At 40.8% G+C, this 13,845-nt stretch carries 10 protein-coding genes, 1 rRNA gene and 1 riboswitch (1 of these 12 running past the window's edge); of the genes, 10 read left to right on the top strand and 1 reads right to left on the bottom strand.

The window, feature by feature from the left end; all coding sequences use genetic code 11:
• The first annotated feature begins 86 nt into the window (after positions 1–86).
• From AC625_RS23115 to AC625_RS23080, 8 genes are all read left to right on the top strand, one after another.
• Positions 87–431 carry a lmo0954 family membrane protein gene (locus AC625_RS23115; protein WP_049683400.1) on the top strand — a complete coding sequence of 115 codons (345 nt, stop codon included), beginning with the start codon at positions 87–89 and terminating at the stop codon, positions 429–431.
• A 118-nt stretch (positions 432–549) separates the two neighbouring features.
• Positions 550–1,197 carry a PspA/IM30 family protein gene (locus AC625_RS23110; protein ID WP_049683399.1) on the top strand — a complete coding sequence of 216 codons (648 nt, stop codon included), beginning with the start codon at positions 550–552 and terminating at the stop codon, positions 1,195–1,197.
• A gap of 344 nt (positions 1,198–1,541) precedes the next feature.
• Positions 1,542–2,285, top strand: coding sequence for a cell wall-active antibiotics response protein LiaF (liaF, locus tag AC625_RS23105; protein ID WP_049683398.1), 744 nt, complete (start codon positions 1,542–1,544; stop codon positions 2,283–2,285).
• Complete coding sequence (locus AC625_RS23100) at positions 2,282–3,328, top strand: sensor histidine kinase (RefSeq protein ID WP_049683397.1); 1,047 nt, start codon at positions 2,282–2,284, stop codon at positions 3,326–3,328. Before liaF ends, AC625_RS23100 begins: the two co-directional genes overlap by 4 nt.
• Positions 3,321–3,953: a response regulator gene (locus AC625_RS23095; protein ID WP_049683396.1), complete on the top strand. Its 633-nt coding sequence runs from the start codon at positions 3,321–3,323 to the stop codon at positions 3,951–3,953. Before AC625_RS23100 ends, AC625_RS23095 begins: the two co-directional genes overlap by 8 nt.
• Before the next feature lie 234 nt (positions 3,954–4,187).
• Positions 4,188–5,384, top strand: coding sequence for a class I SAM-dependent methyltransferase (locus AC625_RS23090; RefSeq protein WP_245645070.1), 1,197 nt, complete (start codon positions 4,188–4,190; stop codon positions 5,382–5,384).
• 339 nt (positions 5,385–5,723) lie between these two features.
• Positions 5,724–5,830, top strand: a riboswitch (SAM riboswitch).
• A gap of 90 nt (positions 5,831–5,920) precedes the next feature.
• On the top strand, positions 5,921–6,970 hold the full coding sequence (locus AC625_RS23085; RefSeq protein ID WP_049683395.1) for an LLM class flavin-dependent oxidoreductase: 1,050 nt from the start codon (positions 5,921–5,923) through the stop codon (positions 6,968–6,970).
• A gap of 29 nt (positions 6,971–6,999) precedes the next feature.
• The gene (locus tag AC625_RS23080) at positions 7,000–7,947 is read left to right on the top strand and encodes an ATP-grasp domain-containing protein (RefSeq protein WP_049683394.1); all 948 of its coding nucleotides are present in this window, start codon (positions 7,000–7,002) and stop codon (positions 7,945–7,947) included.
• Positions 7,948–8,065: 118 nt separating this feature from the next.
• Here AC625_RS23080 and AC625_RS23075 read toward each other — a convergent pair whose 3' ends face one another.
• Positions 8,066–9,628: an ABC-F family ATP-binding cassette domain-containing protein gene (locus tag AC625_RS23075; RefSeq protein ID WP_049683393.1), complete on the bottom strand. Its 1,563-nt coding sequence runs from the start codon at positions 9,626–9,628 to the stop codon at positions 8,066–8,068.
• 271 nt (positions 9,629–9,899) lie between these two features.
• Here AC625_RS23075 and AC625_RS23070 point away from each other — a divergent pair, with 271 nt between their 5' ends.
• Positions 9,900–12,095, top strand: coding sequence for a DNA topoisomerase III (locus tag AC625_RS23070; RefSeq protein ID WP_049683392.1), 2,196 nt, complete (start codon positions 9,900–9,902; stop codon positions 12,093–12,095).
• Between the two features lie 386 nt (positions 12,096–12,481).
• Positions 12,482–13,845, top strand: a 16S ribosomal RNA gene (locus AC625_RS23065); it runs 209 nt beyond the window's last position.

Genomic DNA, 13,845 nt, shown 5'->3' with positions numbered 1-13,845 from the left:
ACTTAAAAATATACCTCTAGCTCGTTATGGGGAATTTGAAAACAAGATATGCTAGTAATACGAAATGACGAAAGGAGGAAAATAAAGTGAAAAAATTCGGATTGTTTACAGTGGGGGCGATTGCAGCACTCATTTTGCTTGCAAATGTAGGGCCACTCATCGGTTTAGCTATCTCTTTAGGGATTCTGTATTATAGTTTCAAACAATTACTAAGTGCAGAATCAGTATTTGCAAAAATTGCCTGGGTGGTCGTCCTATTAATTGCCTTAAGTTTTGCTATCTCAAGTTTCCCTTCAGTATTAGGCCTCGTGGCAGCGTACATTCTCTTTGTTGTGTACCGCAAATGGAATAAATCAAAAGAAACGATCATCGAAGAAAGTGATGATCCATTTACAAATTTTGAAAAGCAATGGGCCAATTTAAAAAAATAAGAAAAACAATTACTGCATTATGCGCAAAGGTGAACAGTGAAATACATTAAAGTTGCTTAGCTTAGCTATGAATAACAAGGTGGCGGAGAACCCGCCCCAATTATTAGGAGGAATTCAAATGACCAACTTATTCTCAAGAATTAAGCAAACAATTACTGCAGATTTTCATGAAATATTAGATAAAAAAGAAGAAAAGAACCCGATCGCTTTATTAAATCAGTACTTACGCCAATGTGAGGCTGAAACTGAAAAAGTACGTAAAATGGTAGAACGCCAATATCTATTAAAAAATGAATTTCAAAAAGAGCTTCAAGAAGCGACAGATCTTGCAGAAAAACGAAAGCATCAAGCGGGGATTGCTGAGCAAGCAGGAGAAAGTGAGTTGCAAAACTTTGCGGATATAGAAAGTCAACAATACGCAGAGCGGGCTGTACGTCTTAAAGAGGCACTTCAAGAAAATGAAAAGCAATTAAGTGAGCTTGAACAAAAGTATCGTGAAATGAAGCATAAACTAAAAGATATGAGCATAAAACGCATGGAGTTAATGGGGCGTGAAAACATAGCACGTGCACATCACCGTATTAATACAGTTTTAGATACGACTGTTTATTCTAATAAGCCGATTGCTAAATTTGAAGAAATGGAAAGCTATTTGGACCGGCTGGAACACGGGATTAACTCATCCTACCACCGCAACACAATTGACGCAAAGATTATTCAGTTGGAAAAGGATCTGAAAAATAAAGATGCGCAATCAATATCATAAAACATATTTAATACCATCAAATATAGAGAAGGAATAGGTAATGTAACTTTAATGAATTGCTCTCTTTAAGTGAACGAAACTATGTCCCCTTTTCCTTCATATAAAACTCATGGTATTCTAAATGAGGGTGTCTCAAGTAAAGAGTCAGACCCCACAACTTCTAAAGACAGTATAAGATACATGTGTGAAACACTATGTACTGATTTAGAGAGTGAGGTCAGACCTTTATGAGATTCCCTCATTCGTTCTATCTTAAATTGTTGAAAAACCTTCATCTCCTATATAGGTGGCGGATGACAGCAAATTAATAGAATCGAACGAGACAGCTAACGGAGGAGATCCCTATGTTTAAACAACTGAAAACAGAATACTTAGGCTGGATATTTCTCATTGGTATCATCCTACTTATATCTGAACTCGTCTTCTTTGATGGAGGTCTCATTTACTCGCTTGCTTTAGCAACTGGTTGTCTGTATATCGGTAGAAAACTATCTCCACGCTCTGTGGGGAAAATTTTATATTTAATCGGGATTGTCAGTTCAGTTGTTATTGTATTAAATATGATGATTTTTAAGTTTTTTGTTTTTGCTATATTTGTTTATATCTTGCTTGTATATTTCCAATCGAAGAAAAACCCAGAGTGGGTAAAACCGTATTTAATGGAGCCTGAACAAAAAAAGGAGCAGATTGAGTCAGAACCTTTATTGAAAAAAGAGTATTTGTTTGAAAATAAACTGATGGGGCATCAGAAGACAACAGATGATGTTTATGAATGGAATAATATTAATATTCAACGTGGAATCGGCGATACGATTATTGATTTAAGTCACACTATCCTCCCGAAAGGTGAAGTGGTCATTTCTATTCAAAGCTTTGTTGGTAATCTTCAAGTACTTGTCCCATATGATACCGAAGTCAGAATTCATCATTCTGTCATTGCAGGAAGAGCAGTCATTTTTCAAAAACAAGAAACAAAGGTATACAATCAAATTCTTTCATACCAAACAGCAGAATTTGAAGCGGCGGACCAAAGAATCCATCTCATCACTTCAGTAGTCGTGGGCGATATTGAGGTGAAGCGAGTATGAATATCGTAACGCGGCAAATTGCAGCTTCTATGGGTGTAGCATTTTTGATTGGTCTTGTGTTAACAGTAGGACTGTTTTTTTCATTTCCATTGAACAACTGGGCGATGTTGTGGGAAACAAAAGTGATGGATCTACCATTTATTTTGTTTTATATTAGCTTGATTGTCCTGATCGGAATTGGATGTGGCCTCGTAACAGGATTGTCTTGGAAACGGCAGTTAAAAGAGATTAGTGACGAGCTTTATTTCGTAGAACAAGGACGACCACCATCCAGCAATGAAAACTACTCTGTTTTGGAATTAACGACGATTTCTAAACAAATTGTCCGGGTGCATCACCAAGTTTCTGAACAAACTAAATTATCACAGAAGCTGGCAAATGATAAAGCAGAAGATCAGGAGAAAAGAATTCAAGAGATGGTTGTGAGAGAAAGAAACCGATTAGCCCGCGAGCTACATGATTCTGTTAGCCAGCAATTATTTGCAGCATCGATGCTCATGTCTGCAATTACTGAATCAAACGGTGATGAAGATACCAGCAGTGCTAAGCAGCTGAGAATGGTTGAGAGCATGATTCATCAGTCACAGCTTGAGATGAGGGCGTTGCTCTTACATTTACGCCCCGTACCGCTTCATGATAAATCTCTTCAAGAAGGAATTGAGGAATTGCTTGTGGAATTGTCGCAAAAGGTGCCAATGAAGGTGAAATGGAAGCTTGAGCCTATTCCGTTGAAGAAAGGGATTGAAGACCATCTGTTTCGAATTCTCCAAGAATCTGTTTCTAATACATTACGTCATGCGAAGGCAAATTCGTTGGAAGTTTTATTGATTGAGCGTGATGGTTTGTTAATCTTACGGATTGTTGATGATGGAGTTGGCTTTGACGTAGAAGCGAATAAAGCTGGCTCATATGGTATGAACAACATGTATGAACGGGCAGTTGAAGTAGGTGGAAGCTTGAAGGTGATTAGCCTTTTGAATAAAGGAACAAGACTTGAAGTGAAAATACCGATGCTAAATGCTGGAGGTGAGCAAGGTGATTAATGTCATTTTTATAGATGATCATGAAATGGTTCGAATTGGCGTATCGGCGTATTTGTCGGCACAGGCAGATATTCAAGTGATTGGTGAAGCTGATGATGGTGCAACAGGTGTGAAAATGGCGCTTGAATTGCGACCTGATATTATCCTGATGGATTTGGTCATGAAGGAAATGGATGGGATCGAAGCAACTAGATTGATCATAGAACAATGGCCAGAGGCAAAGATTATTATCGTAACAAGCTTTTTGGATGATGAGAAGGTGTATCCAGCTTTGGAAGCTGGTGCAACTAGCTATATGCTGAAAACTTCAAAAGCGAGTGAAATCGCTAATGCTGTGCGTTCTACATTTCATGGTCAAATCGTGCTTGAACCAGAAGTTACCGGGAAAATGATGGCGAAGATGAGGAAGAAATCAGAAACAGCTGCTCATGAATCATTGACCAATCGGGAAATGGAAATATTACTTCTAATGGCTCAGGGAAAAGCAAATCAGGAAATTGCAGATGAGCTGTTTATCGCTTTAAAAACAGCCAAAGTGCACGTGAGCAGCATTTTAAGTAAACTTGGTGTTCAAGATCGCACACAGGCGGTTATATATGCCTTTAAACATTCTTTGGTGGAGTGAGAAAAACGGATATGGTACGACGAGTACGGAGAGAAATTCGTTAAAAAATAAAATTAACTCTATTAAGGTGACATGAGCAGGGATACATGATAGCTTTTCGCTAATCGGCCCCCTTTTCCCAAATAAAAACAATGAATGAAAAGGGAATATTAACCTATTTTAACTAACCAGCAACGGGGATGGAAAAATCTTGCGTTGATGGAAGTTTCACTTTATCGGAAATTTGGAGGATTTATGAAATCAACAAACATACAAACTGCAATAGAGGTAGGTCGTTTATTAGAGGGGGAAAGTATCCCTTATCAATTTACTTATGCAGCGGCATTGCTGATTCAAGGCGTTTCAATACAAGAACCAATTGAAATGACTGTTGATGTTCAGTGGGATTTATTTAATGAGGCTCACCGGCTATTTACCGCCTATTCACCATCTCAACCTACAAAAACGCCTGAGTATGCATCGTTTCAATTTAGTTTGGATGACCAGTTCATTCGAGTTGCTTGCAGGTATAATACGACAATAAAGACCAATCCTTATCGGATTTCAATGATAACTGAAGAAACAGAATTGTGGTGCCAATCCCTTTATAGCTATTTTTATGACGAAGAGATGGCTGTGTACGCTAATCAGATCCATACGTATTTAGCGGGAGTGCAGCAAGGTTTTACCAAGGAAAACGAAGCCGCTTGGAATCAGAATAATTATGTTGCCTTAGTGAATCGCTACGGAGAGCCTGAACAACTTGCGCCCAAAATCCTCCATAATCCAAAATGGCGTCTACAGCCATTTTACCGGTATATGGGGAATGTTCATGGAAAAAAAGTGATGCATCTGATGGGCTCAAATGGAGTGAAAGCTGTAGCAATAGCTGCGCTTGGAGCTGAGGTAAAGGTCGTCGATTTTTCACGGGAAAACGCAGCATTTGCTAAGGCGTTGGCCGAAGCAGCACAAGTTTCAGTGGACTATATAATATCTGATGTCCTATCGTTAACTAAGGACCATGCTAATAATGACCATGACCTAGTTTTGATGGAACTTGGCGTTTTGCATTATCTAATCGATTTAGCACCGTTAATGGATAAGATTCAAGCCATCTTAAAGCCAGGGGGCCAATTTATATTGCATGAATTTCATCCGATTTCTACCAAGCTGATTACTTCATCAGGAAAAAAGCATAAAGTCACCGGGAATTACTTTGATCCTACGATTGAATCAACCGATGTTGCATTCTTCAAACATATGCCGGACGGTGAACAAGGAAAACTATCACAAGTGGTGCAGCGAAAGTGGACAATCGGAGAGCTTGTTACGGCAGTTGGGAAATCAGGGCTCGTTATCAAGGTGCTTGAAGAGGAGCCGAATCATAAGATGCATGATATTGGATTGCCAAAAACGTATACACTCGTGGCGGAAAAGAGACAAGGGATTTGAATACCTAAGGCAACACCCCTCTCTATCGTGTATAGTCAAGTGAGTTGACGAGAAGTGCTTATTGCTTGTTTTTTGATTGTAGAATTTGTATAGGATGTGCTAATGTCAACGCTCATTCACATATGGCGTCAATACTCCTATACTAGGATATTAAGCAAAACAGAGAGACTTAAGGAGGTAAGAGCCTTAAGTCTTTTTCATCGTTGGATTTTAGAGCAGACGCTCATGAATGTTTATGTTGTTCAGTCGTACCGATTCTTAATTTATGCTAACATTTGTCTTGACTAATACTAGTGTTTTAATATAAGATTATTCTAATTATTACCACAATTTAATATGTTCTTATCAAGAGAGGTGGAGGGACTGGCCCTTTGAAGCCCGGCAACCGTTGACAATTGTCAGTGCGGTGCTAATTCCAGCGGAGTAATGGCTCTGGCAGATAAGGTGGAATGCATATGCAAACTTCTTCTTATCGGAGAAGTTTTTTTGTCTTATCAAAGAAAGAGTATTAATTTTATCATAGAGGAGATAGGAAAATGAGATACGGTTATTGGTTGCCGATATTCGGCGGATGGCTACGAAATGTGGAAGATGAGAAGATGCCCCCAACTTTTGAATATGCAAAAAAGGTAACGCAGGCTGCAGAAAATTGGGGCTATGATACAACACTTGTTGCTGAACTCAATTTAAATGATATTAAGGGTCCGGAAAGTGATTCACTTGAAGCGTGGTCTACGGCTGCTGCCCTTGCTGCTGTGACAGAGAAAATTGAAATTATGACAGCTGTCCGACCTGGTTTTCATAACCCAGCGGTAACGGCAAAAATGGCGGCGAATATTGACCAAATCTCAAACGGCCGTTTTACATTGAATGTTGTCTCTGCATGGTGGGAAGAAGAGGCTCGTCAGTATGGAGGAACTTTTACAGCTCACGATGAACGCTATGAGCGAACAGAAGAATTCATCGAGGTCCTTAAAGGGTTGTGGACAGAAGATACATTCTCCTACGATGGAAAATATTATTCCATTGCCAATACTCATTTGCATCCGAAGCCTGTACAGCGCCCGAATCCGATTCTTTATGCTGGTGGAGAGAGCGAACGTGGCAAGCAAACCATCGTCAATCAATGTGATGCATATGTCATGCATGGTGGAACAGTTGAGGAAGTGGCAGTGAAAATTCAAGGGATGAAACAGCAAAGAGAAGCAGCAGGGAAATCACCATTTTCAAGCTTCGGAATGGCTGCTTACGTCGTTTGCCGAGATACAGAAGAACAAGCCCAGGAAGAGTTAGCCCGAATTACGGATGTGAAAGAATCAAGTGGCTATGCCGGATATAACGATTTTGTCAGCAAGTCACAGCTTGAGCAACAGGTCAAGCTATTCGACTACTCCGTTTCAAATCGTGGGCTACGTCCAAATCTCATTGGAACACCTGACCAAATTGCTGACCAAATTCTTGCCTTTGAAGAAGTGGGAGTAGATTTATTGTTGTTGCAATTCTCACCACAGCTTGAGGAAATGGAGCGATTTGCTAAACAAGTAATGCCGCTCGTTGAAGAAAAACGTTCAAGAGTTAAAATATAAACAAAAAGACTATTTTAGGAGGCAATAAAATGAGTAAAATTTACGTTATTCATGAAAACAGCGAGTGGACCACTCATTTAACGAAACGGTTAGAGGAACTCCAATTGCCATATGAGGAATGGCATCTTGATAATGGAATCGTCGATTTGACGGAAGCCCCGCCAGAAGGAGTATTTTATAGCCGAATGAGCGCTTCTTCTCATACAAGAGGTCATCGTTATGCTCCGGAATTAACGGAAGGTGTCTTATCATGGTTGGAAGAGCACGATCGAACCGTATTTAATGGTACGCGTGCTTTACGCTTAGAGCTAAGCAAGATTAACCAGTATACTGCTTTAAGAAAACAAGGGATTACCGTACCAAAAACGATTGCGGCAATCGGTAAGGAAAACATTCTCCAAGCAGCTGAAAAGATAGGAACTGCTTCGTTTATTACTAAGCATAATCGTGCAGGAAAAGGGCTAGGTGTTCAATTATTCCATTCTATAGAAGGGCTAAAGCAATATTTGGATGGACCAACATTCGAAGAACCTGTAGATGGCATTACCTTGATCCAAGAATATATTAAAGCCCCAGAACCATTTATTACGCGCTGTGAGTTTGTTGGTGGTAAATTTGTCTATGCGGTTCAAGTGGATACTTCAGAAGGCTTTGAACTATGTCCTGCTGATGCTTGTCAAATCGGTGATCTATTCTGCCCAGTGGGAGAGGAAGTAGAAGAAAAGCCGAAATTCCAAATTGTCGAAGGGTTTAATGAACCAATCATTGAAAAATATGAACAATTTTTGAAGGCAAATCAAATTACCGTTGCTGGCATCGAATTTATCCGCAATGAAAAAGGTGAGATATTTACATATGATGTGAATACGAATACCAATTATAATTCAGACGCTGAGAAGGCAGCTGGGAAGTATGGCATGCTTGAATTGGCGAAGTTTTTAGGGGCTCAATTGAAAACAACAGAGGCCGTTAGATAATCGTGAAAAGGGCTCCTCCTTATTAAAATAAGGGGAGCCTTTTTGTTAAGGTGAAAAACGAGAGTGTCTCATAAGGGTCTGACCCTGTGCTTTTTGAGACGCCCCTTTTATATAAACATTAAGCCTGTGCTTCGTTATTGTCCACCCAGTCTTCAACATTCCAGACTTTTGTCACCCAATCTTCATAAAAATCAGGTTCATGGCAGACCAGGACAATAGTTCCTTTATATGCCTTCATCGCACGTTGTAATTCTTCTTTAGCTACAACATCTAGGTGATTCGTCGGCTCGTCAAAAATGAGCCAATTGCTTTCGTTCATCATCAATTTACAAATACGTACCTTTGATTGCTCTCCACCGCTTAGTTGATTCATTGGGCGGGTGATATGTTCATTTTTCAAACCAACGCGAGCAAGAATACCGCGCACTTGTGCTTGTTCTAAGCCAGGGAAAGCATTCCAAATTTCATCAATCGGCGTTGTGTTTCCAGCCTTTACTTCTTGTTCGAAATAAGAAGGGAAAAGGAAGTCTCCGAGGCTTCGTTTTCCGCTAAGTGGTTCGATTTTCCCGAGAATGGTTTTTAATAATGTTGATTTTCCAACACCATTCATGCCGACAACTGCAATTTTTTCACCGCGTTCAATCGTCATTGTTAGTTTTGGAAGAAGTGGGTGATCATAGCCGATTTCAAGATTCTCCCCTTCGAAGACAAAGCGGCTGCTACCGCGTGATTCCTTGAAATCGAATGTTGGTTTCATAGCTGTTTCAGGACGATCGATTCGTTCAATACGCTCAAGTTGCTTTTGGCGGCTTTTCGCACGACCAGATGTCGAGTAACGAGCTTTGTTTTTGGCAATGAAGTCTTCTTGCTTTTTAATGAAATCTTTTTGTTTTTCATAGGCACTGATATGTTGATTCTTATTAATTTCCGCAAGTTCAAGGAATTTTTCATAAGTAGCTGTATAACGAGTCAGCTTAGAAAATTCAAGATGGAAAATTATATCCACTACACCGTTCATAAACTCTGTATCATGGGAAATTAAAAGAAAAGCATGTGGGTATTCTTTTAAGTAACTGCTTAACCAGCGAATATGCTCTACATCAAGGTAGTTGGTTGGCTCATCGAGTAAAAGGACCTCAGGTTGTTCGAGCAAGAGCTTAGCTAATAATACTTTTGTTCGCTGGCCACCGCTCAAGGAAGCGACATCACGATCGAGACCGATGGCATCCAAGCCAAGGCCGCGGGCAGCCTCTTCAATCTTGATATCTAAAGTATAAAAACCGCCAGCTTCTAGCTTATCTTGAATCTTCCCCATTTGTTCGAGTAGATCTTCCAATTCCTCTGGAGTGGCAGTTCCCATTTTTTCCGTTACTTCATTCAATAATCTTTCCTGTTCGAATAAAGGAAGGTAAGCATCTCGTAACACATCACGCATAGATCTTCCTTTTGTAAGGACGGTATGTTGATCTAAATATCCGTATTCGGTACCTGGTGTCCATTCCACGCGTCCAGTATCATGAATCAACTGTCCTGTGATGATGTTCATCATGGTTGATTTTCCAACGCCGTTTGCACCGACTAACCCAATATGTTCGCCAGCCATCAAACGGAATGATACATCTTTGAATAGTGTACGATCACCGAATGAATGGCCTAATTTATCTATAGAAAGTAAACTCATTTCTTTTGGAACCTCCAATGAAAAGTAAAAAACTCTATTTTTTATCATACTAAAATCCTTGATAGATTGCTATGCTTCACCAGGAAGAATTGAATGGGAATTCGTAGTGAAGGATTTATCGACAAAATTCCCAGGAAATCGATGTTTCGCCCTTCAAGCTATTTTGTGAGATAATGGGCGTAAAGCTTTTTAAGGAAAAATAAGAAAGTGTATAGGTTTTCGACGAGTTTTATGCTGTTCTTATTATGGAATTTTGAAAGGGTGTTTTTTTATGAGTAAAACTGTCGTGCTGGCCGAGAAGCCATCAGTTGGAAGAGATATAGCAAAGGTCTTAAATGCGCACAAAAAAGGGAATGGTTTTTTTGAGGGCGATCAATATATTGTAACTTGGGCGCTCGGTCATTTAGTGACCCATGCAGATCCTGAAGCCTATGATGAAAAATATAAGGCGTGGAAGCTTGAAGATTTGCCGATGTTACCGTCTACATTGAAGTTGGTTGTTATTAAACAGACAGGCAAACAATTTCAAGTTGTCAAAACTCAGCTGAATCGTCCTGACGTTAAGAATGTTGTAATTGCAACTGATGCTGGTCGCGAGGGAGAGCTTGTGGCTCGTTGGATTCTAGAGAAGGCAAATGTAAAAAAGCCGGTGAAGCGTCTTTGGATCTCATCTGTAACAGATAAAGCGATTAAAGATGGATTCAACAAACTGCGTGATGGGAAAGAATATGAAAATCTATATGCCTCAGCCGTTGCCCGTGCAGAAGCGGACTGGATTGTCGGCATGAATGCCACACGTGCATTAACGACAAAGTATAATGCCCAATTATCATGCGGGCGGGTGCAGACGCCGACTGTGGCGATGATCGGTGCACGCGAAGAAGAAATTAAAAGGTTTCAGCCAAAACCATTTTATGGTGTAACTGTAACGACTGAACCTAAGCTCCGCCTCGTATGGCAGGACAGCAAGACAAATGATATTCGGACTTTTGATAAAGCAAAGGCAGAGAATGTACTTACTGCTGTGAAAAATAAAAAAGCAGAAGTGGTGGATGTACAAAAAACACATAAAAAATCATTTGCTCCACAGCTATATGATTTAACAGAACTGCAAAGAGATGCGAATAAAAAGTTTGGTTATTCAGCAAAAGAGACCTTATCGATTATGCAAGGATTGTACGAAAGTCATAAAGTTTTAACCTACCCAAGAACAGATTCACGCTTTTTATCATCAGATTTAGTAGATACATTAAAGGAACGGCTTCAAGCAGTCAGTATTAAGCCCTACGCTCCATATGCAGCTAAAATTCTACGTAGTCCTATGAAAGCTAATAAATCTTTTGTGGATGATAGTAAAGTTTCCGATCACCATGCGATCATTCCTACTGAGCAAACACCGCTTCCTGGGAAACTAAGCGATAAGGAATCAAAAATATATGATTTAGTTGTCAAAAGGTTTCTAGCGGTTCTAATGCCGCCGTTTGAATATGAGCAAACAACAATCAAAGTGAATATTGGCGGGGAAAACTTTGCAGCCAAAGGGAAAGTGGTCTTGAAGTCGGGCTGGAAAGATGTCTACGATTCTCACTTTGAAGATGAGGAAGCGAGCGATGGTCTTGCTGAACAATTGCTACCATCAATCAAAAAGGGAGAGATCCTTTCTGTTTCATCTATTAAAGAAACGCAAGGAGAAACAAAACCTCCAGAACCATTTAATGAAGCTACATTGCTTTCAGCGATGGAAAACCCAGCGCGATTTATGTCAGGAGAAAGCAAAGATTTGATTAAGACAATAGGGGAGACGGGTGGAATCGGAACCGTTGCTACAAGAGCTGATATTATAGAGAAGCTGTTTAATTCTTTTTTAATAGAGAAAAAAGGAAAAGAACTCCATGTTACATCAAAAGGAAAGCAACTGCTAGATTTAGCCCCGCAAGAGCTACGTTCCCCAGCACTAACGGCACAATGGGAGCAAAAGTTGACAGCCATTGCTAAAGGGAAATTGCCGAAACAAGCCTTTATCAGTGAGATGAGAGATTATGCAAAAAGCATCGTCCAAGAAATCAAAAGCAGTGATAAGAAATTTAAGCATGATAATATCACAGGAAGTAAATGTCCGGATTGTGGCAAACTTTTATTAGAAGTGAATGGGAAAAAAGGCAAGATGCTGGTTTGTCAGGACCGTGAGTGTGGCTACCGAAAAGGTGTGTCTCGTGCCACGAACGCTAGATGTCCACAATGTCATAAGAAAATGGAAATGCGTGGTCAAGGAGAAACGCAAACCTTCGTTTGTAAATGCGGATATCATGAAAAGTTATCTTCTTTTACTAAAAGAAAAGGGAAGAATAACAACCAAAAGGCTACCAAGCAAGACGTATCGAAGTACCTTAAACATCAGAATAAAAAAGAAGAACCTATTAATACAGCACTTGCTGATGCCTTAGCTAAGTTGAAGTTTGATAAATAAGTGAAAAAAGCCTGCAGTGTAATTAATGCACTGCAGGTTTTTTATTTATCCTTTATTAATAATTTTTAAAATTAGTTGTTGACTTCTGTATCCTGAAATAGTAATATTTAATTTGTTGCTAACGCAGTTCTAGCAAATTAGACACTTTCACTTTTGGAAATTTCACGAAAGTTAACGAAATTCAATATAACTCTTAAATTCTTTTATTTTCTGTCTTAGAGGCAATGATATTATTTTTAAAAAGTTATTGACAAAATGAAAGATGAGATGATATGATGTTGTCCTGTCTTAAACAAATAGTTCTTTGAAAACTAAACAAAGCAGAAACGTCAACGTTTTAATTTAAGTGAGTACACACTATAAAAACAATGAGCAAGTCAAACACTTTATTGGAGAGTTTGATCCTGGCTCAGGACGAACGCTGGCGGCGTGCCTAATACATGCAAGTCGAGCGAATAGATGGGAGCTTGCTCCCTGATATTAGCGGCGGACGGGTGAGTAACACGTGGGCAACCTACCTGTAAGACTGGGATAACTTCGGGAAACCGGAGCTAATACCGGATATGTTCTTTTCTCGCATGAGAGAAGATGGAAAGACGGTTTCGGCTGTCACTTACAGATGGGCCCGCGGCGCATTAGCTAGTTGGTGAGGTAATGGCTCACCAAGGCCACGATGCGTAGCCGACCTGAGAGGGTGATCGGCCACACTGGGACTGAGACACGGCCCAGACTCCTACGGGAGGCAGCAGTAGGGAATCTTCCGCAATGGACGAAAGTCTGACGGAGCAACGCCGCGTGAACGAAGAAGGCCTTCGGGTCGTAAAGTTCTGTTGTTAGGGAAGAACAAGTACCAGAGTAACTGCTGGTACCTTGACGGTACCTAACCAGAAAGCCACGGCTAACTACGTGCCAGCAGCCGCGGTAATACGTAGGTGGCAAGCGTTGTCCGGAATTATTGGGCGTAAAGCGCGCGCAGGTGGTTCCTTAAGTCTGATGTGAAAGCCCACGGCTCAACCGTGGAGGGTCATTGGAAACTGGGGAACTTGAGTGCAGAAGAGGAAAGTGGAATTCCAAGTGTAGCGGTGAAATGCGTAGAGATTTGGAGGAACACCAGTGGCGAAGGCGACTTTCTGGTCTGTAACTGACACTGAGGCGCGAAAGCGTGGGGAGCGAACAGGATTAGATACCCTGGTAGTCCACGCCGTAAACGATGAGTGCTAAGTGTTAGAGGGTTTCCGCCCTTTAGTGCTGCAGCTAACGCATTAAGCACTCCGCCTGGGGAGTACGGCCGCAAGGCTGAAACTCAAAGGAATTGACGGGGGCCCGCACAAGCGGTGGAGCATGTGGTTTAATTCGAAGCAACGCGAAGAACCTTACCAGGTCTTGACATCCTTTTGCCCTCCCTAGAGATAGGGACTTCCCTTCGGGGACAAAAGTGACAGGTGGTGCATGGTTGTCGTCAGCTCGTGTCGTGAGATGTTGGGTTAAGTCCCGCAACGAGCGCAACCCTTGATCTTAGTTGCCAGCATTTAGTTGGGCACTCTAAGGTGACTGCCGGTGACAAACCGGAGGAAGGTGGGGATGACGTCAAATCATCATGCCCCTTATGACCTGGGCTACACACGTGCTACAATGGATGGTACAAAGAGCTGCAAACCCGCGAGGGTAAGCGAATCTCATAAAGCCATTCTCAGTTCGGATTGTAGGCTGCAACTCGCCTACATGAAGCCGGAATCGCTAGTAATCGCGG

Source organism: Peribacillus loiseleuriae, assembly GCF_001183985.1.
Taxonomy (GTDB): Bacteria; Bacillota; Bacilli; order Bacillales; family DSM-1321; genus Peribacillus; species Peribacillus loiseleuriae.
The sequence above is the reverse complement of the archived record's forward strand: the minus strand, read 5'-3'. Positions and strand labels throughout refer to the sequence as shown.